Genomic DNA, 19248 nt, shown 5'->3' on the forward strand with positions numbered 1-19248 from the left:
GTTCATGCATCACAAAACCCACGAAATCCTGGCCCCGGTACCAGGTATCGCCCGGCAAATCCACAGCTTCCATTTCGGCCCCAAAGGCGCCGGTAAAATCTATATCCAGGCGTCACTGCATGCCGACGAACTGCCCGGCATGCTGGTGGCCTGGCACTTGAAGCAGCGTTTGAGCACACTGGAAACCCAGGGGCGCCTGCGACAAGAAATCGTTCTGGTACCCATTGCCAACCCGGTGGGCCTCGAACAAGTGCTCATGGACGTTCCACTGGGCCGCTACGAGCTGCAAAGCGGGGAAAACTTCAATCGAAACTTCGTCGATCTCAGCGATGTGATCGGCGATCAGATCGAGGCCAGACTGACGCAGGATGCACAACACAACATCGAGCTGATCCGTCAAAGCCTGCGCCGGGCCCTGGAAGAGCATTCAGCCCTGACACCCCTGCAGTCGCAGCGCCTGACCCTCCAGCGCCTTGCATGCGATGCCGATATGGTCCTCGATCTGCACTGCGACTTCGAGGCCGTCGAACACCTGTACACCACGCCAGAGGCCTGGCCGAAGGTCGAGCCGCTGTCGCGCTACCTTGGCGCGCAGGCCAGCCTGCTGGCAACCGACTCCGGCGGCCAATCCTTCGACGAGTGTTTCACCCTTGTCTGGTGGCAACTGCAACAGCGCTTCGGCAAGCATTACCCGATCCCCCAAGGCAGCTTCTCCGTCACGGTAGAGCTACGGGGTCAAGGCGACGTTAGCCACCCACTGGCCCAGACCGACTGTGAAGCGATCCTGCGCTACCTGGTACATGCCGGTGCCATCGAAGGCGAAGCGGCCCCACTGCCCGCGCTGCGCTACCCCGCCACGCCGCTGGCAGGCGTAGAGCCGGTGGCAACACCATTGGGGGGACTATTGGTGTTCCACGCCAAACCGGGCCAATACCTGCAGGCAGGCGAGCTGATCGCCGAGGTCATCGACCCGCTCAACGATCGCGTAACCCCGGTATGCAACACGCAACCCGGCCTGCTCTATGCGCGCTCGTTACGACGCATGGCAACTGCCGGCATGGTCATTGCCCACGTGGCAGGTCGTGAGGCCTACCGCAGCGGCTACCTGTTATCGCCTTGAGAGCCGCGCATGTACAAACTGACAATCGAAGACCTGCACAAAAGCTATGGCGAACATCATGTCTTGAAGGGTGTTTCGCTAAAAGCCAACGCAGGTGATGTCATCTGCCTGATCGGCGCCAGTGGCTCGGGCAAGAGCACCTTCCTGCGCTGCATCAACTTTCTGGAACAGCCTGATGATGGTCGTATGACCCTTGATGGCAAACCCGTTGAAATGCGTCATGACCGTCACGGCATGCACGTCGCCGATCCTGATGAGCTGCAACGAATCCGCACACGGCTGGCCATGGTATTCCAGCACTTCAACCTGTGGAGCCACATGACCGTGCTGGAGAACGTCAGCATGGCGCCACGCCGCGTGCTCGGGGTGAGCAAACACGAAGCAGAGGAACGCGCCCGGAAGTACCTGAACAAAGTAGGCCTCGCCCCGCAACTGGCGGAGCAATTCCCGGCCTTTCTCTCCGGCGGTCAACAACAGCGCGTGGCCATCGCCCGTGCGCTGGCCATGGAGCCGGAAGTGATGCTGTTCGACGAACCGACCTCCGCGCTCGACCCGGAACTGGTTGGCGAGGTGCTAAGGGTAATTCAGGGGCTCGCCGAGGAAGGTCGCACCATGATCATGGTCACCCACGAGATGGCCTTCGCACGGCAAGTCTCAAGCCAGGTTCTGTTCCTGCACAAAGGGCTGGTCGAGGAACAAGGGTCGCCGCAGGAGGTACTGGGAGCCCCGAAAAGTGAACGCCTGCGTCAGTTCCTCAGCGGCAACCTGAAGTAAGGTAACGTGAAGGGACGACGGCTCAAGCCACAGGCGCTGGCGGCGGCTCGTCAGGCAACGTCGGCTCGCCCGGCTCCATCGGCTGTGGCGTGCCCGGCTCAGGGGTATTCGGGGTGTCGGGGTCCGGCTGGCCGGGGATCCCGCCTGCACTGACAGGATGTGGGTGCGCAAGCAGCGACCATGCCAGCACACCAACCTGGTTGGGCTGCAGTATCGCCAGCTTGGCGCTGAGGGTCGGGTCGATTTTCATCAGTCACTCCCAATCAGGGCCGGTACACGTAGTGTGCGCCGGCGGCCTTCATTGGAGTACAGCATACACCCGGAATTCCCTCGCTTCGTCGCCTCAGGCGCGCGGCAAGGTCACGCCACGCTGGCCCTGGTACTTGCCACCACGGTCCTTATACGACACCTCACACTCTTCGTCTGACTCCAGGAACAGCATCTGTGCCACGCCCTCATTGGCGTAGATCTTGGCCGGCAACGTCGTGGTATTGGAGAACTCCAGGGTGACGTGACCTTCCCACTCCGGCTCCAGCGGCGTTACGTTGACGATGATGCCGCAACGGGCATAGGTGCTCTTGCCCAGGCAAATGGTCAGCACATTGCGAGGAATACGGAAGTACTCGACCGTGCGTGCCAAGGCGAAGGAGTTCGGCGGAATGATGCAAACGTCACTTTTGATGTCGACAAAACTGCCGGCGTCGAAGTTTTTCGGATCGACGGTCGCCGAGTTGATGTTGGTGAACACCTTGAACTCGTCGGCACAACGCACGTCGTAGCCGTAGCTGGAGACGCCAAAGGAGATCAGCCGGTCGGCACCCTCACCGCGCATCTGGCGCTCGACGAAAGGCTCGATCATGCCGTGCTCTTGCGCCATGCGGCGAATCCACTTGTCCGATTTGATGCTCATGGCGGTGTCCTGAAAATAGCGAGGTGAAAAAATCTGATGCGCATCTTACCGGGCCGGGCGCCGGGTTCAAAGTTCCGTGCAGCGGTGGCCGTCAGATAGCGGCCGGATGGCACTTGGACAGGCGCGACATGCACCGTCAGTCATGCATTTGTGCGAAAGCTCAACAAGACCATTGGCACGTTCTGGAAAAAGGGTTAAGGTGACGTCACTGTGCTGCACAATGTCACTGAGAATCTCTACCTGATGCAAGATTTCGATCAACACATCTTCATGAATTTTCCTGCTCTTTGCACTCAGTCTCGGCCAGGGCGTTTCCTGAACCGTAGTTAACTTTGTCCAAGGAGACATCCAATGTCCAATCGCCAAACCGGTACCGTTAAGTGGTTCAACGATGAAAAAGGCTTCGGCTTCATCACTCCACAATCCGGTGACGACCTGTTCGTACACTTCAAAGCCATCAAGGCTGACGGCTTCAAGAGCCTGAAAGAAGGCCAGCAGGTTTCTTTCGTCGCTACCCGCGGCCAGAAAGGCATGCAGGCTGAAGAAGTAGAAGTTATCTAACTTCCGCTTTTTAGCTTGAAAGAACCCCGCCCTCAACAGGCGGGGTTTTTTTATGCCCTCAGTTTGCCCGGCACTGAAATAACCGGCATTGCCGGCGATAGTATCGCCGGCGCCTACAGGCATTAGTCTTCGCTGATGGTGATGCTCGGCATCGCCGGGGTTGCGGCTTCCTGCAGCACGATCCGTGCACCGACCTGACGAGCCAGTTCCTGGTACACCATGGCGATCTGGCTCTCGGGCTCGGCGATGGCTGTTGGCTTACCACTATCAGCCTGCTCGCGAATCAGCATCGACAACGGCAATGACGCTAACAACTCGACCCCGTACTGTGCCGCCAGCTTCTCGCCACCGCCTTCACCGAACAGGTGCTCGGCATGACCACAGTTCGAGCAGATGTGTACGGCCATGTTCTCAACCACACCCAGCACCGGAATGTTCACCTTGCGGAACATTTCCACACCTTTGCGGGCATCCAGCAGGGCCAGATCCTGAGGCGTAGTCACAATAACCGAACCCGCCACCGGCACCTTCTGCGCCAAGGTCAATTGGATATCGCCCGTGCCCGGCGGCATGTCGATCACCAGGTAATCCAGATTGTCCCATGCGGTCTGTGTCACCAATTGCAGCAAGGCGCCAGAGACCATCGGGCCGCGCCACACCATCGGTGTGTTGTCGTCGGTCAGGAATGCCATGGACATGACCTCAACACCGTGAGCCTGAAGTGGCACGAACCACTTCTGGTCCTTGACCTTCGGTCGGGTGCCTTCGGGGATGCCAAACATCACACCTTGGCTCGGACCATAGATGTCCGCATCCAGAATACCCACACGAGCACCCTCGCGGGCCAACGCCAGCGCCAGATTGGCAGCTGTTGTCGACTTGCCGACGCCGCCCTTGCCGGAGGCTACGGCAACGATGTTCTTGACGTTGGCCAACCCCGGAATCTGCGCCTGGGCCTTGTGTGCGGCGATCACGCAGTCGATCTCGACCGTGGCCGCAGCGACACCCTCCATCCCTTCGATGGCGGTCTGCAGCACCTGCGCCCACCCTTTCTTGAACAGCCCGGCGGCATAGCCCAGTTGCAGCTTCACGCTGACGCGCTCGCCCTGGATATCGATGGCCTGGACACAGCCAGCGCTGACCGGATCCTGGTTCAGGTAAGGGTCGGTGTATTGACGAAGGACGGATTCGACGGCTGCGCGAGTGACGGCACTCATGGAGACTCCCGATAAAAGACTGAGCAAAACAGGTCACTATGCTAACCCGTGAAACACGCCCAGATACGTGCACGGGGTGAAATATATTTCCCGGCGTTTTATAGTGACCGATCTTCGTTTCATCTCTTGTAGCCGAAAGTAGCCGAGCCCCCATGTCCGAGCCACGCCAGATTCTAGTCACCAGCGCCCTCCCCTATGCCAACGGTTCCATTCACCTTGGCCACATGCTCGAATACATCCAGACCGACATGTGGGTGCGTTTCCAGAAGCTTCGCGGTAACCAGTGCATCTATGTATGCGCTGACGATGCCCACGGCTCGGCAATCATGCTGCGCGCCGAAAAAGAAGGCATCACTCCCGAGCAACTGATTGCCGGCGTGCAAGCTGAGCACAGCAGCGACTTTGCTGACTTCCTGGTGGACTTCGACAACTTCCACTCGACCCACGCCGAAGAGAACCGGGCGCTGTCGAGCCATATCTACCTGAAGTTGCGCGACGCCGGGCACATTGCAACCCGCTCGATCACCCAGTATTTCGACCCGGACAAGAAAATGTTCCTGGCCGACCGCTTCATCAAGGGCACCTGCCCGAAATGCGCGGCAGAAGACCAGTACGGCGACAACTGCGAGAAATGCGGTGCCACCTACGCACCAACTGAACTGAAGAACCCCAAGTCGGCAATCTCCGGCGCCACACCGGTACTGAAAGACTCCCAGCACTTTTTCTTCAAGCTGCCAGACTTCCAGGCCATGCTGCAGAGCTGGACCCGCAGCGGCACCCTTCAGGACGCGGTAGCCAACAAGATCGCCGAATGGCTCGATGCCGGCCTGCAGGAGTGGGACATCTCCCGTGACGCACCGTACTTCGGCTTCGAGATCCCGGACGAGCCAGGCAAATACTTCTACGTCTGGCTGGATGCGCCGATCGGTTACATGGCCAGCTTCAAGAACCTCTGCGAACGCCGCCCGGAGCTCGACTTCGACGCGTTCTGGAACAAGGACTCGAAAGCCGAGCTGTACCACTTCATCGGCAAGGACATCGTCAACTTCCACGCCCTGTTCTGGCCTGCCATGCTCGAAGGTGCCGGCTATCGCAAGCCTACCGGCATCAACGTCCACGGCTACCTGACGGTCAACGGCCAGAAAATGTCCAAGTCGCGCGGCACCTTCATCAAGGCCCGCACCTACCTGGATCACCTGTCGCCGGAATATCTGCGCTACTACTACGCCGCCAAACTCAGCCGCGGCGTGGACGACCTCGACCTGAACCTCGAAGATTTCGTACAGAAGGTCAACTCCGACCTGGTTGGCAAGGTGGTGAACATTGCCAGCCGTTGCGCCGGTTTCATCCACAAGGGCAACGACGGTGTGATGGTCGATGGCGACGCAGCACCGGAACTGACCGAAGCCTTCCTGGCCGCCGCACCCGGCATTGCCGAAGCCTACGAGAACCGCGATTTCGCCCGCGCCATGCGCGAGATCATGGCCCTGGCCGACCGCGCAAACGCCTGGATTGCCGACAAGGCACCTTGGTCACTGGCCAAGCAGGAAGGCAAGCAGGAAGAAGTCCAGGCGATCTGCGCCCAAGGCGTTAACCTGTTCCGCCAACTGGTGATTTTCCTCAAGCCGGTGCTGCCAGTACTGGCCGCCGATGCCGAAGCGTTCCTGAACGTTGCCCCTCTGACCTGGGCCGACCATCAGACCCGCCTCGTCAACCATAAGTTGAACCCGTTCAAGGCCCTGATGAGCCGTATCGACCCGCTCAAGGTCGAGGCCATGACGGCTGCCAGCAAAGAAGACCTGGAAGCGACCCAGACCAGCGTAGCAACTGGCAACGGCGAGTTGGCCAAGGATCCACTGTCGCCGGAGATCGACTTCGACGCCTTTGCGGCGGTCGACCTGCGTGTTGCCTTGATCCTCAAGGCCGAAGCAGTGGAAGGTGCCGACAAACTGCTGCGCCTGACCTTGGACATCGGTGACGAACAGCGCAACGTGTTCTCCGGCATCAAGTCGGCCTACCCGGATCCGGCCAAGCTGGAAGGTCGGCTGACCATGATGATCGCCAACCTGAAACCACGCAAAATGCGCTTCGGCATCTCCGAAGGCATGGTAATGGCTGCCGGCCCTGGCGGTGAAGAGATCTACCTGTTGAGCCCGGACAGCGGTGCAAAACCGGGTCAACGCATCAAATAAGTGATATCCGCCCCGGTCATCTCAGACCGGGGCGTTCTCTTCCCCTCGTCGTTGCCGGATAATGGCGGACAGCCCTGATTTTTCGGCCCTCCAATGACAGAACTGATCGTTACGCTCATCGGCGCTGCATTGATCAACAACATCGTCCTGCACCAGGGGTTGGCCCTTGATCCCGCCCTGCGTATTGATGGCGCTGCAGACCGACACAAGATCCATGCACTGGGATTGACCACCGGCCTGCTGATGCTGAGCAGCACCCTGATCGGTCAGCTCCTCTATCGCTACCTGCTCCTGCCCTTGCAGCTGGACTATCTGCGCCTGTTCGTGTTCCTGCCATTGTGCATCGTACTGATCACGCCACTGCTTACCCTTGTCAGTCGCTGGCAGCCCCAACTGTCGCAGACGGGTCTGAAGCCTCTGCTGCTTGGCAATGCCGGCGTGCTGGCGCTGAGCCTCACCGCCAGTAGCCCTGAACTCGACGTGCTGCAGGTCATAGCCTTGAGCATAGGCAGCGGCCTGGGCTTTTGGCTGGTACTGATACTGCTCGACGACCTTAGACAGCGTACCCTCGACAACGACGCCATACCCGAGTCCTTTCGCGGCCTGCCACTGGAGCTGATTGGCGCCGGTATCATGGCCATGGCCTTTCTCGGCCTCAACGGATTGTTTACATCATGAGTCTGATTCAACGCATCGACGCCCTGCTGCCACAGACCCAATGCGGCAAATGCGGCCACGGCGGATGCCGCCCATACGCAGAAGGCCTGGCCAAGGGCGAGGCCATCAACAAATGCCCGCCAGGCGGCGACGAAACGATCGCCGCCCTGGCCGAGCTGCTTGACGTACCGATTCTAGCGCTGGACCCCGAGCGCGGCAGCGCACCGGCTCAGGTCGCCTACATCAGGGAAGCGGAATGTATCGGCTGCACCAAATGCATCCAGGCCTGCCCGGTGGATGCGATTGTCGGCGCAGCCAAACTGATGCACACGGTCATCAGCACCGAATGCACCGGCTGTGACCTGTGTGTTGCGCCCTGTCCGGTCGACTGCATCGACTTGCTGCCCTTACCGGCGAACAGCGCAATCATCCCCATCGTTGGCGGGCTGGCAACCGATGCCGAGCAACGGGCTGCACGAACCGCCAAGCGTGACCACTCCAGGCAACGTTACGAACAGCGCAATGCACGCCTGCAGCGTGACGAGGCTCGCAAACAAGCCGAACGCCTTGCCCGCAGCCAACGCCCAGCGGCCAATGCCACGACCGAAACGGCAACCGATGACCCAATCAAGGCAGCTATCGAACGCGTCAAGGCTCAAAAGATCGCCGCAGCCGATGCGGCCCTGAAGCAGGCGAAGATCGCCGCAGCCATGAGTCGCGCCCAGCTGAACAAGGCCCGTACGGCGTTCGGTGAAACCCCGAGCGACGCCCAGCATGCCCAATTACTGGAACTGGAGCGCGAATCTCAGGCTGCGCAAGCGCACCTTGAATCGCTCCAGGCAGTGAGCGAGCATGGCCGCGGCTGATGTCAGCGAGCGTCTGCGCTCCACCATGGGGCTGGTGCTGCTGGCCTGCTCCCCAGGGCTTATGGCGTTGCTCTGGTTGCACGGCTGGGGCTTGCTGCTCAACCTGCTGCTGACCAGCGTCGGAGCGCTGGCAACCGAGGCTGGCTTGCTCATGCTGATGCAGCGCCCTGTTCGGGTCGCGTTAAGCGACGGCAGCGCCCTGGTCACCGCGACATTGCTGGCCATTGCACTGCCCGCCTATGCGCCCTGGTGGTTGCCGATGATCGCCGCCAGTAGCGCGATTGCGATAGGCAAACACCTGTACGGCGGTGTGGGCAAGAATCCATTCAATCCCGCCATGCTTGGCTATGCCCTGGTCTTGCTGTCGTTCCCGGTTGCGATGACCCAGTGGCCTGCCCCCCAACCGCTGGACCTTGGCAGCAGCCTGCACCAGGTGTTTGGTATCGCCAGCAGCACACAACCCGACGCTTGGGTACAAGCCACCGTACTGGATGGCTTGCGCAACAACAGAAGCCTGACCATGGATGAGTTGTTCGCCCAGCACCCCGGATTTGGCCATTTCGGCGGTAAAGGTACCGAGTGGGCCAGCCTTGGCTTCTTGCTGGGCGGCGTGTTCCTGCTCCAGCGCAAGGTATTCAGCTGGCATGCGCCCATAGGGCTGCTGAGCAGTCTGTTTATCATCAGTTTGTTCTGCTGGAACGGTTCGGGCTCCGACTCCCACGGCTCGCCACTGCTGCACCTGTTATCCGGCTCAACCCTGTTCGCGGCGTTCTTCATTGTCACAGAACCGGTGTCCGGCCCCAGGAGCCCCAAGGCCCGCTTGCTGTTCGGCGCGGGAGTCGGGGTATTGATCTACCTGATCAGAACATGGGGCAGCTACCCCGACGGCATAGCGTTCGCAGTGCTGCTGATGAACCTTGCGGTGCCAGCCATTGAACGTTGGGCCGGCCGCTGGGAACGGGAGGCAACATGAAGCGTACAGGACTGCGCAGCGGCATGCTGCTGGCTGCCCTTGCGTTACTGGCAGTCGCGGTCAGCATGACCTGGCATCACTACGCTGCCGCGCCGATCAGGGTCGCACAGGAACAACTCAAGGCACAGACATGGCTAAGCGTGCTGCCCGCTGAGTCCTATGACAATAGCCCCTTGCAACACCCCATCCGCCTGAGCGATACCCGCCTGGCACACAGCACACTGCGCGCAGGCTACCGCGCGCTACTTGGCGGGCAGCCGAGCGCCGTGGTACTGCATAGTCGTACGCAGGGCTACGGCGGCGCGCTGGACATACTGATTGCCATAGACCCCAGCGGCCGGCTGATGGGCCTGAAAGTCCTGCAACAACAGGAAACCCCGGGCCTTGGCGCGCAGCTTGTAGAACCCGGTAACACCTGGCTGCAGCACTTCATCGGCCATGGGCTCACGACTACGCCCGATGCCGCCTGGGCACTGAAACGCGATAATGGCCAGTTCGACCAACTGGCCGGCGCAAGTGTGACCTCTCGCGCCGTGATCCAGGCCGCTACATGACGCCCTGCGCTACTTCGATGAGCATGCCAAAGACCTACTCGAAGGGGCCACAGATGAATAGACACTGGCTTGCCGGCCTAAGCCTGGCACCGCTGCTGGGCGCCACGCAAACGCTCCTGCAGGGCGCTTCGATAGCAGCGCTCAGCCTACTGGCAATATTGTTGCATCGCCTCGGTATGACGCCCCTGAGGCGGCTACTGACGGGTATCGGTGCAGAAGTCGCCAGCATGCTTTTGGCTGCGACAATCGTCACCTGCCTGGAACTGAGCCTACGCGCCTACGCCTTGGTGCTTTACCAGAGCCTGGGCCTTTACACCGCACTGATCGCGCTGCAGTGCGTGCTGTTCGAGCATGCGCTGGGACACGCCAAAAGCTGGCGCCTCCCGCTGAGCCTGTTACTCGGGTTCGCTGCACTCTGTATCAGCCTGGGTGTGGCTCGTGAGCTGATGGGCAGCGGTATGCGCCTGGCCCATCTCACCCCTGGGGCCCTGTTCCTTCTTGGCCTGTTGCTCGCCCTGTACAATAGGGCCTGGCGCCAACGTGCGTCCTCTCGCTGCCAAGGAATTCGCTGACCCATGAATGCTACAAAACGCCTGGAAATATTTCGCAGGCTGCATGAAGACAATCCAGAACCGAAGACCGAGCTTGCCTACACATCGCCCTTCGAGCTGCTGATTGCAGTCATCCTGTCCGCACAGGCTACCGACGTTGGGGTCAATAAGGCTACTGCACGCCTGTTCCCGGTGGCCAATACTCCAGAGGCAATATACGCACTAGGCGTCGAGGGGCTGTCGGAGTACATCAAGACCATTGGCCTGTACAACAGCAAAGCGAAAAACGTTATCGAAACCTGCCGATTACTGGTGGAAAAGCATGGCAGTCAGGTGCCGGATAACCGTGAAGCCCTTGAGGCACTGCCTGGGGTGGGTCGAAAAACCGCTAACGTGGTGCTCAACACCGCCTTCCGACAACCCGCAATGGCTGTCGACACCCATATTTTCCGTGTCAGCAACCGCACGGGTATAGCCCCCGGCAAGAACGTTCTAGAGGTTGAAAAGGGGCTGCTGAAGTTTGTACCCAAGGCTTACCTGCTGGACGCCCACCACTGGCTGATCCTGCATGGTCGCTATGTGTGCCAGGCGCGCAAGCCACGTTGCGGCAGTTGCCGGATCGAAGACCTGTGTGATTACAAGCACAAGACTTCAGACGATTGAGCAAATAGCGAAAAAGCTGATTAGCCGATTGAAAAAATCTTTTTTACCGGACCTGAGAATCTCGTTATAAGGTGCGCCAATGGCCCTCTTGCCGTGGAGTGACTTATGAGCACCGATAAAGAAGACCTGGATCTGGATGACGACTTTACTGCCAGCGAAGATTCGCCTGTCGCGGATGTTCCGGTAGAGACGGCAAAAACCAATCTGAGTAAACGCCGCACCATTGACAACCTGCTGGAAGAGCGCCGTTTGCAGAAACAGTTGGCGGACTACGACTTCGACCTTTAACGAACAGCCGCCCAATCAAGAGGGCGGCGAGTAGTGGGTCATCAAAAAGCCTCCTTGTAGGGAAGCTATTTTGAAGGTCATTTCATACCAGATCGTTACGTTGAGCGAGCTCAATCAGATCGACCAGGGAGCGGGCGTTGAGTTTCAGCAGCAAACGCGTCTTGTAGGTACTGACCGTCTTGTTGCTGAGGAACATGCTATCGGCGATTTCCTTGTTGCTTTTGCCGCGCGCCAATTGTTGCAGCACCATCATTTCCCGACCCGAGAGGCGTTCGACCATCTCCGCTTCACTGGCCCCTCCCAGATTGGAACGAACCGAATGCAACGCCTGATTGGGAAAGTAGCTGTAGCCCGACAGCACAGCCTTGATTGCGCTGAGGAGCTCGGTCAAATCCTGTTGCTTGCAAACATAACCGGCAGCCCCCGCCTGCATGCAACGCATTGAAAAATGCCCCGGCGCCTGGGATGTCAGCACCAGCACCTTCAACGCCTCCCCTGTAGAGGCCAAGCGGGTAATGACCTCAAGCCCGTCGAGTTTAGGGATTCCAATATCCAGAATAACAATGTCGGGAAGATATTCCCGGGCAAGTTGCAGTGCATCTACACCATTATCCGTCTCCGCAATGACTTCGTAACCATGCCGTTCCATCAGCATGCGTACAGCCAAACGAATGACTGGATGATCATCCACGATCAGCACTTTATTCATGGGCAAATCCAAATTTTTGCTGTTCGGTTTTTAAGCTCGCACAATATCCCATTCATTCGAAATATTGCATTCTGCTCCCGCCAAGCACTTACACTCAAAGACACGGCCTACAAAATCATAGGACAATTCCTACAAATTTTATTAATGCCAAACTCAGAAAACAGCAGCGCCCGCCAAAGAAAACGCAAGTAAAATCCGCTGTAAAACAACACTATCATCATTCAAAGTCACAACCTATGAAGCGATGCCACAATCGTTGAAGGAAATTTCCCATAGTGCCATTAGATTAATAGAAGTTCGTAGTCCTCTTTAAAAATCACCCCATACAGCAGCCTTACGGATTGCTTGAAACAACACATAATTACCCACCTGTACGGACTATTCGAGCGATCCTTCTGAGCATGGCGGCCCGTCATGCATCTCCGCCAAAATGAGCAGAAGGTACTGAATTATGAGCAACGCCGAACCCAAAAGTCCGTTGACCATCATCGCCATCTTCGCCGGAATCATTGAGGCCTCTGCGCTGGCCTCCCTGCCATTTCTCGGTGAAGACAGCCAAGAAATTTACACGTGGTTTCTTGTAGGGTTTCCGCCCTTCCTGACACTGCTTTTCTTTCTTACATTAAATTTCAACACACGATCACTGTATGTCCCTGACAATACTGAATCACCCACAGAGCACGCACAGGAAACAGCGGCATCGAACTGCTTGACCCAAGAAAAAAACAGCAATGAAGAGCCCATAGCCGAGCACTCTTCAAGTGCAGTTGAATATTCAACGACGAGCACGGTAAAACGCGAACAGTGTCGAGATGATCCCAATGACACACTTCATGAGAAACTCAATGAGCTGTGCGAAAAACTCGCACAATTAGAACTCATGATAAACACGCCGAACAGCCCGGTTTTACCCGACAACACACCCCCATCCAGCATCTTTCTATCCGGCAGCGGCGCGAATCAGTTTATTGAACATCATGTATTAAGCGCGCTGAAGCAATCACGACTTTCACCCAGTAACGGAAGTGGAGAGTCGTTGGTTTTTTACAATATGGATGCTGGTATTCAAACGACGATTACCAATAAACCCATGTCCTCCACACCCCATAAGGCATGGCCATGTACAGACCCACAGTAATAAAAACGATGAATAAAAAAACCCGGCCAAGGCCGGGTTTTTTTCAAACGAGGAGAACGCTTAAATCAGCGAACGACCCTTGTTTGCGGCAATGCGCATGCGCAAGGCGTTCAGCTTGATGAAGCCCGCTGCATCGGCCTGGTTGTAAGCACCGCCATCTTCCTCGAAGGTAGCAATGTTGGCGTCGAACAGCGAGTCATCAGACTTGCGACCTGTCACGATCACGTTGCCCTTGTACAGCTTCAGACGTACAACACCGTTCACGTTCACCTGCGAAGCATCGATCATTTGCTGCAGCATCAGACGCTCTGGGCTCCACCAGTAACCGGTGTAGATCAGGCTGGCGTACTTCGGCATCAGCTCATCTTTCAAGTGAGCGACTTCACGGTCGAGGGTGATCGACTCGATGGCGCGGTGTGCACGCAGCATGATGGTGCCGCCCGGGGTTTCGTAGCACCCACGAGACTTCATGCCGACATAGCGGTTTTCGACGATATCCAGACGCCCGATGCCGTTCTCGCCGCCGATGCGGTTGAGGGTTGCCAGCACGGTAGCGGGGGTCATTTCCACGCCGTCGATAGCAACGATGTCACCGTTGCGGTAGGTCAGTTCGATGTAGGTCGGTACGTCCGGCGCGTTTTCCGGCGACTTGGTCCAACGCCACATGTCTTCTTCGTGCTCGGTCCAGGTATCCTCAAGCACACCGCCCTCATAGGAGATATGCAGCAGGTTGGCGTCCATCGAGTACGGCGACTTCTTCTTGCCGTGACGCTCGATTGGAATCGCGTGCTTCTCGGCATAGTCCATCAGTTTTTCACGCGAGAGCAGGTCCCACTCGCGCCACGGCGCAATAACCTTCACGCCTGGCTTGAGCGCGTAGGCACCCAGCTCGAAACGTACCTGGTCGTTGCCCTTACCGGTCGCGCCATGAGAAATGGCATCGGCGCCGGTTTCGTTGGCGATTTCGATCAGACGCTTGGCAATCAGCGGACGAGCGATGGAAGTACCCAGCAGGTACTCACCTTCGTAAACGGTGTTGGCGCGGAACATCGGGAACACGAAGTCACGCACAAACTCTTCGCGCAGGTCGTCGATGTAGATCTCTTTGACACCCATGGCCTGAGCCTTGGCACGGGCCGGTTCGACCTCCTCGCCCTGCCCCAGGTCAGCGGTGAAGGTCACCACTTCGCAGTTATAGGTATCTTGCAGCCACTTGAGAATTACCGAAGTATCAAGGCCGCCGGAATACGCCAGTACGACCTTTTTTACGTCCGCCATGCCATCACTCCACGGGGTTGTACGGAAAACCAATGATTCTACCGGTCTTACCGCAACATTTACAGTGGGGCGACAGCTTGTGACGACAAAGCGACAGGAACGGTCGAGGGCGCGACGGACGGTCGCCCCTCAACCTCAGGATTTAACGGCCGGCTTGGCAACAGAGGTGTTGACTGCAGGCACTTGGCCCGGTGCTGTCGACGCTGCATCAGGTGCCTTGCCAAGCGGTTTTTCGCTAGCGGCTTCTACCGGCTTTTCAACGGGCGCCACTCGGTCCAACTGAATGTTCACGCGGCGATTGCGCGAGCGGTTGGCCGGGCTGTTGTTCGGTGCAAGTGGATAGCGCTCACCGTGGAAACGCAGCGTGATCTGCTCTTCTGCAATACCGTGGCTTTTAAGGTAGTCCATAACGGCCAGCGCACGCCGGCGCGACAGATCACGGTTGGTCAGGCGATTGCCACTGTTGTCCGAATGGCCATCAAGCTCAATATGATTGACCGTCGGATCAGCCTTGAGGAAGTCGAGGATGATGTCCAGTCGCGCTTGGGCATTGGCATCCAGGTCGATACCGCCACCCGGGAAGTCGACCCGGGTCTGACGCACCTGGTCGTAGTTCATCGGCAACAACTTGGCCGCACAGACCTGGTAGTCACCGTAGGCCTGGCCAAACTTGACCGGCAACACGCGCACTTCCATCGCCCGCCCCGCTTCACCCGCATAATTGCGGACCACGGTACTGCGGCCGTCCAGCAGGCCATTGATCAAACGGCTGGCCTGGCCTTGCGTGCTGTTGAACAGCACACCGTTACGGGCCATGCGCACAGTGCCCAGGTTGATATCGCCACGCCCGGGCTGCCACGGCGCGGCGGCGGCCAGCAAGGTTGCCGAACCTGTACCCAGTACATTGCTGTTCGAACGCAACTGGAAGGTCGGCTGTTCGCCCGCGCGACGCACGAACTCACCGGAGCCGAAATTGGCAATCGGCTGGATCAATCGGCACTCGAACTGATCACCCTCGACCTTCCACTCGACGCTTTCCAGGCGCGTCTGGAAAGTAAGTGCCATGGCAGGCAGGCTGGCAAACATGCTGAGCAGGGCTAGATAATGCTGGCGCACGGGCGGCTCCACAAATTTTTCACGGCATACCTGCAAGGTATCGGTAGGCCCTGGCAAAACTTGATAGCGAGTGCTCGGACCCGGCTTTTCCGGTAGCATTCACCTTGAGTTCGACCCGCCTGGAATCCCCAATGTCCGACCGCCTGACCCTCCTGCGTCCTGACGACTGGCATATCCATCTTCGTGATGGTGCCGTCCTGCCCCACACCGTTGGCGATGTGGCGCGCACCTTTGCCCGCGCGATCATCATGCCAAACCTGGTACCACCAGTGCGCAACGCCGCCGAAGCCGGCGCCTATCGCGAGCGTATCCTCGCGGCCCGTCCGGCTGGTAGCCGCTTCGAGCCGTTGATGGTCCTGTACCTCACCGACCGTACCCAACCCGAGGAAATCCGCGCGGCCAAAGCCAGCGGTTTCGTCCACGCCGCCAAGCTTTATCCAGCGGGTGCGACCACCAACTCGGACTCGGGTGTCACCAGCATCGACAACATCTTCCCGGTGCTCGAGGCCATGGCTGAAGTCGGCATGCCGCTACTGGTCCACGGTGAAGTAACGCGTAGCGAGGTCGACGTCTTCGACCGCGAGAAGCAGTTCATCGACGAACACATGCGCCGCGTAGTCGAGCGTTTCCCGACGCTTAAAGTGGTCTTCGAACACATTACAACGGCCGATGCCGTGCAGTTCGTGACAGAAGCACCGGCCAACGTCGGGGCAACCATTACTGCTCAGCACCTGCTGTACAACCGCAACCACATGCTGGTCGGTGGCATTCGCCCGCACTACTACTGCCTGCCGATCCTCAAGCGCAATACGCACCAGGTCGCCCTGCTCGATGCCGCTACCAGCGGCAACAGCAAGTTCTTCCTGGGCACCGACTCGGCGCCGCATGCCCGTCACGCCAAGGAAGCCGCCTGCGGTTGTGCCGGCTGCTACACCGCCTACGCCGCTATCGAGCTGTATGCCGAAGCATTCGAGCAGCGCAATGCGCTGGACAAACTCGAAGGTTTCGCCAGCCTGCATGGCCCTGCGTTCTACGGCCTGCCGACCAATACCGACACTATTACCCTGGTCCGCGAAAGCTGGACCGCCCCGGATAGCCTGCCATTCGGCGAGCACACCGTGGTACCGCTGCGCGCCGGTGAACAACTGCGCTGGCGCCTGCTGGAGACAAATGCGTGAGTGATGATCACTTCGACCTCGACCAGGAAGGTCATAGCGGCGGCCCGCGTCACCCCATGGCCGAACGCTTTCGTGGTTACCTGCCAGTAGTTGTGGATGTCGAGACGGGCGGTTTCAACTGCGCAACCGACGCCTTGCTGGAAATTGCCGCCGTGACCATCGGCATGGATGAGAAAGGTTTCCTGTTCCCCGAGCACACCTATTTCTTCCGTGTCGAACCGTTTGAAGGTGCCAATATTGAACAGGCCGCACTGGAGTTCACCGGCATCAAGCTGGACCATCCGCTACGCATGGCCGTTAGCGAGGAGGCCGCGCTAACCGACATTTTCCGTGGTGTGCGCAAGGCCTTGAAGGCCAATGGCTGCAAGCGGGCAATTCTGGTCGGCCACAACAGCAGTTTCGACCTGGGCTTCCTCAATGCCGCGGTAGCCCGGAACGATATGAAGCGCAACCCGTTTCATCCGTTCTCCAGTTTCGACACGGCTACCCTGGCGGGCCTGGCCTATGGCCAGACCGTACTGGCCAGGGCCTGTCAAAGTGCCGACATCGACTTTGACGGACGTGAAGCACATTCGGCTCGCTATGACACCGAAAAAACCGCCGAGCTGTTCTGCGGTATCGTCAACCGCTGGAAACAAATGGGCGGCTGGCAAGACTTCGACGACTGAAGTCGACAGCCACGCATAAAAAAACCGGCCACTGGGGCCGGTTTTTTTATGCGTGGTGCTTACAGCTTGCCAGCATTTTCGCTCAGGTAAGCAGCAACGCCTTCTGGCGAAGCGGTCATGCCCTTGTCGCCTTTTTTCCAGTTGGCAGGGCAGACTTCGCCGTGCTCTTCGTGGAATTGCAGGGCGTCGACCAGACGCAGCAGCTCGTCCATGTTACGGCCCAGCGGCAGGTCGTTGACGATTTGCGAACGGACCACACCGTTGGTGTCGATCAGGAACGCGCCACGGAAGGCTACGCCGCCTTCGGACTCAACGTCATAGGCCTTGCAGATCTCGTGGGAGATGTCAGCGGCCAGGGTGTATTTGACCGGGCCGATACCGCCGTTGTTGACGGGGGTATTACGCCAAGCATTGTGGGTGAAATGCGAGTCGATCGAAACACCGATGACTTCGACGTTACGCGCCTGGAAGTCAGGAATACGGTGGTCCAGGGCGATCAGCTCGGACGGGCAGACGAAAGTGAAGTCCAGTGGGTAGAAGAACACCAGGCCGTACTTGCCCTTGATGGCCGAAGCCAGGTTGAAGCTGTCGACGATCTCGCCATTGCCGAGTACGGCTGGAACCGTGAAATCCGGGGCTTTTTTGCCTACGAGCACGCTCATTCGATATCTCCTGATGTAGTGGAATGGTATACACAGCAGGGCACATGGCCCACCTGGCATCGCATGGACTGACCATCATACACCGCCCAACGTGTACCGCCGAATTTAAGGGCGGTCACTGACCAGGCTGCCGTCCGTCGCGGCGAACGGGACCGCTCAACAAAGTGCTTTGACAAGCATTCTCATTAACATTAAGATCCTCCGCATTGAGCCTTTAGCCACGATGGTCTCCTCTATGTATGTGTGTCTTTGTGTTGGTGTTACCGACGGACAGATCCGCGATGCAATCTACGACGGCTGCTGTAGCTACCGTGACGTACGCGAAGCCACCAATGTGGGCACTCAGTGCGGCAAATGCGCCTGCCTGGCTAAACAAGTCGTACGCGAAACCCTGACCGAGCTGCAAGTGAGCCAGGCTGCACTGCCTTATCCAGTAGAATTTACTGCAGCATAATTCAGACTTTCCAAGAACCGGACCCAGCGTCCGGTTTTTTTATGCCTGCAATTCAAGTGCTTAGGACTAAGACGCGGAACAAAAACATTCTTATTCCTATTAGTTTCTATTTATTATTCAAGAACTTAGGTTTGACAGCAAAAGTTGCCCGGCTCACACTCAGGGCTATTGAGCTCACCTATAGGGCAGGACCCCATCATGAAAGGCGACGTTAGCGTCATCCAGCATCTCAACAAGATCCTCGGAAACGAGCTGGTCGCAATCAACCAATACTTCCTGCATGCCCGTATGTATGAAGACTGGGGCCTGGATAAGCTCGGCAAGCACGAGTACAAAGAATCCATCGATGAAATGAAGCACGCTGACAAACTGATCAAGCGGATTCTGTTCCTCGAAGGCATCCCGAACGTGCAGGACCTTGGCAAACTGTTCATTGGTGAGCACACCAAGGAAATGCTCCAGTGCGACCTGAAAATCGAGCAGACAGGTCTAGCCGATCTCAAGGCCGCGATTGCCCACTGTGAAACGGTTGGCGACTTCGGTAGCCGCGAGCTGCTGGAAGACATCCTCGAAGCCGAGGAAGAGCACATCGACTGGCTGGAAACCCAACTGAGCCTGATCGACAAGGTCGGCCTGGAAAACTACCTGCAGTCGCAGATGGGCGAGTAAGCCCGTCTTTCTCGCAGCCAACAAAAAGCCCCGCAATGCGGGGCTTTTTG

20 protein-coding genes and 3 pseudogenes are annotated in these 19248 nt (G+C 58.2%); 16 read left to right on the plus strand and 7 right to left on the minus strand.

Annotation, left to right across the window (positions count from 1 at the left end):
• Positions 1-4: 4 nt before the first annotated feature.
• On the plus strand, positions 5-1120 hold the full coding sequence (locus tag ACZ9H3_RS10245) for a succinylglutamate desuccinylase/aspartoacylase family protein (protein ID WP_330523157.1): 1116 nt from the start codon (positions 5-7) through the stop codon (positions 1118-1120).
• 9 nt (positions 1121-1129) lie between these two features.
• Entirely contained in the window at positions 1130-1894 is a 765-nt protein-coding gene (locus ACZ9H3_RS10250; RefSeq protein WP_065760446.1) for an ABC transporter ATP-binding protein, read from the plus strand.
• Positions 1895-1916: 22 nt separating this feature from the next.
• On the opposite strand, the gene ACZ9H3_RS10255 is transcribed toward ACZ9H3_RS10250, so the two are convergent.
• Together ACZ9H3_RS10255 and dcd are read right to left on the minus strand one after the other, a co-directional pair.
• Complete coding sequence (locus ACZ9H3_RS10255; protein ID WP_065760447.1) at positions 1917-2144, minus strand: hypothetical protein; 228 nt, start codon at positions 2142-2144, stop codon at positions 1917-1919.
• Positions 2145-2237: 93 nt separating this feature from the next.
• Positions 2238-2804, minus strand: coding sequence for a dCTP deaminase (gene dcd, locus ACZ9H3_RS10260; RefSeq protein ID WP_065760448.1), 567 nt, complete (start codon positions 2802-2804; stop codon positions 2238-2240).
• 351 nt (positions 2805-3155) lie between these two features.
• Here dcd and ACZ9H3_RS10265 point away from each other — a divergent pair, with 351 nt between their 5' ends.
• Positions 3156-3365, plus strand: a complete 210-nt coding sequence (locus ACZ9H3_RS10265; RefSeq protein WP_009396490.1) for a cold-shock protein — start codon at positions 3156-3158, stop codon at positions 3363-3365.
• Between the two features lie 122 nt (positions 3366-3487).
• Here ACZ9H3_RS10265 and apbC read toward each other — a convergent pair whose 3' ends face one another.
• Complete coding sequence (gene apbC, locus ACZ9H3_RS10270; protein ID WP_409278408.1) at positions 3488-4582, minus strand: iron-sulfur cluster carrier protein ApbC; 1095 nt, start codon at positions 4580-4582, stop codon at positions 3488-3490.
• A 152-nt stretch (positions 4583-4734) separates the two neighbouring features.
• Between apbC and metG the strand changes: the two genes are divergently transcribed.
• The 8 genes and pseudogenes from metG (at position 4735) to ACZ9H3_RS10310 (ending at position 11326) form a co-directional block, all read left to right on the plus strand.
• Entirely contained in the window at positions 4735-6774 is a 2040-nt protein-coding gene (gene metG / locus ACZ9H3_RS10275) for a methionine--tRNA ligase (protein WP_102053390.1), read from the plus strand.
• Between the two features lie 93 nt (positions 6775-6867).
• Positions 6868-7452, plus strand: coding sequence for an Rnf-Nqr domain containing protein (locus ACZ9H3_RS10280; protein WP_476220633.1), 585 nt, complete (start codon positions 6868-6870; stop codon positions 7450-7452).
• Positions 7449-8273: pseudogene (gene rsxB, locus ACZ9H3_RS10285) on the plus strand (electron transport complex subunit RsxB); the annotation flags it as partial. The gene ACZ9H3_RS10280 and the pseudogene rsxB, both read left to right, overlap by 4 nt.
• A 10-nt stretch (positions 8274-8283) precedes the next feature.
• Entirely contained in the window at positions 8284-9270 is a 987-nt protein-coding gene (locus tag ACZ9H3_RS10290; RefSeq protein WP_476220635.1) for an RnfABCDGE type electron transport complex subunit D, read from the plus strand.
• Positions 9267-9885: pseudogene (locus ACZ9H3_RS10295) on the plus strand (RnfABCDGE type electron transport complex subunit G). Before ACZ9H3_RS10290 ends, ACZ9H3_RS10295 begins: the two are co-directional and overlap by 4 nt.
• Positions 9878-10396, plus strand: a complete 519-nt coding sequence (locus ACZ9H3_RS10300; protein WP_330523160.1) for an Rnf-Nqr domain containing protein — start codon at positions 9878-9880, stop codon at positions 10394-10396. Before ACZ9H3_RS10295 ends, ACZ9H3_RS10300 begins: the two are co-directional and overlap by 8 nt.
• A gap of 3 nt (positions 10397-10399) precedes the next feature.
• A complete protein-coding gene (nth, locus tag ACZ9H3_RS10305; RefSeq protein ID WP_102053396.1) occupies positions 10400-11038 on the plus strand; it encodes an endonuclease III in 639 nt (212 codons plus the stop codon).
• Between the two features lie 105 nt (positions 11039-11143).
• Positions 11144-11326 (plus strand): PA3496 family putative envelope integrity protein, encoded by a 183-nt coding sequence (locus ACZ9H3_RS10310; protein WP_065760457.1) that lies wholly within the window; start codon positions 11144-11146, stop codon positions 11324-11326.
• Positions 11327-11408: 82 nt separating this feature from the next.
• On the opposite strand, the gene ACZ9H3_RS10315 is transcribed toward ACZ9H3_RS10310, so the two are convergent.
• A complete protein-coding gene (locus tag ACZ9H3_RS10315; RefSeq protein ID WP_065760458.1) occupies positions 11409-12035 on the minus strand; it encodes a response regulator transcription factor in 627 nt (208 codons plus the stop codon).
• 451 nt (positions 12036-12486) lie between these two features.
• On the opposite strand from ACZ9H3_RS10315, the pseudogene ACZ9H3_RS10320 reads away from it, so the two are divergent.
• Positions 12487-12741: pseudogene (locus ACZ9H3_RS10320) on the plus strand (hypothetical protein); the annotation flags it as partial.
• A 492-nt stretch (positions 12742-13233) separates the two neighbouring features.
• Here the strand turns inward: ACZ9H3_RS10320 and ACZ9H3_RS10325 are convergent.
• The gene (locus ACZ9H3_RS10325) at positions 13234-14451 is read right to left on the minus strand and encodes an argininosuccinate synthase (RefSeq protein WP_065761933.1); all 1218 of its coding nucleotides are present in this window, start codon (positions 14449-14451) and stop codon (positions 13234-13236) included.
• 135 nt (positions 14452-14586) lie between these two features.
• Positions 14587-15567, minus strand: a complete 981-nt coding sequence (locus ACZ9H3_RS10330; protein WP_476220639.1) for a flagellar protein MotY — start codon at positions 15565-15567, stop codon at positions 14587-14589.
• A 131-nt stretch (positions 15568-15698) separates the two neighbouring features.
• Between ACZ9H3_RS10330 and pyrC the strand changes: the two genes are divergently transcribed.
• Both pyrC and rnt read left to right on the plus strand, forming a co-directional pair.
• Positions 15699-16745, plus strand: coding sequence for a dihydroorotase (gene pyrC, locus ACZ9H3_RS10335; RefSeq protein ID WP_099775616.1), 1047 nt, complete (start codon positions 15699-15701; stop codon positions 16743-16745).
• Positions 16742-17413 (plus strand): ribonuclease T, encoded by a 672-nt coding sequence (rnt, locus tag ACZ9H3_RS10340; RefSeq protein WP_099775617.1) that lies wholly within the window; start codon positions 16742-16744, stop codon positions 17411-17413. The genes pyrC and rnt overlap by 4 nt, the downstream gene beginning before the upstream one ends.
• A gap of 59 nt (positions 17414-17472) precedes the next feature.
• Here the strand turns inward: rnt and ACZ9H3_RS10345 are convergent, their stop codons facing one another.
• On the minus strand, positions 17473-18075 hold the full coding sequence (locus ACZ9H3_RS10345; protein WP_065759316.1) for a peroxiredoxin: 603 nt from the start codon (positions 18073-18075) through the stop codon (positions 17473-17475).
• Between the two features lie 235 nt (positions 18076-18310).
• On the opposite strand from ACZ9H3_RS10345, the gene ACZ9H3_RS10350 reads away from it, so the two are divergent.
• The gene (locus ACZ9H3_RS10350) at positions 18311-18529 is read left to right on the plus strand and encodes a bacterioferritin-associated ferredoxin (protein ID WP_065759317.1); all 219 of its coding nucleotides are present in this window, start codon (positions 18311-18313) and stop codon (positions 18527-18529) included.
• A 198-nt stretch (positions 18530-18727) separates the two neighbouring features.
• A complete protein-coding gene (gene bfr, locus ACZ9H3_RS10355; RefSeq protein WP_065759318.1) occupies positions 18728-19198 on the plus strand; it encodes a bacterioferritin in 471 nt (156 codons plus the stop codon).
• Positions 19199-19248 lie beyond the last annotated feature (50 nt).

The organism is Pseudomonas sp. TE3910, assembly GCF_056279025.1.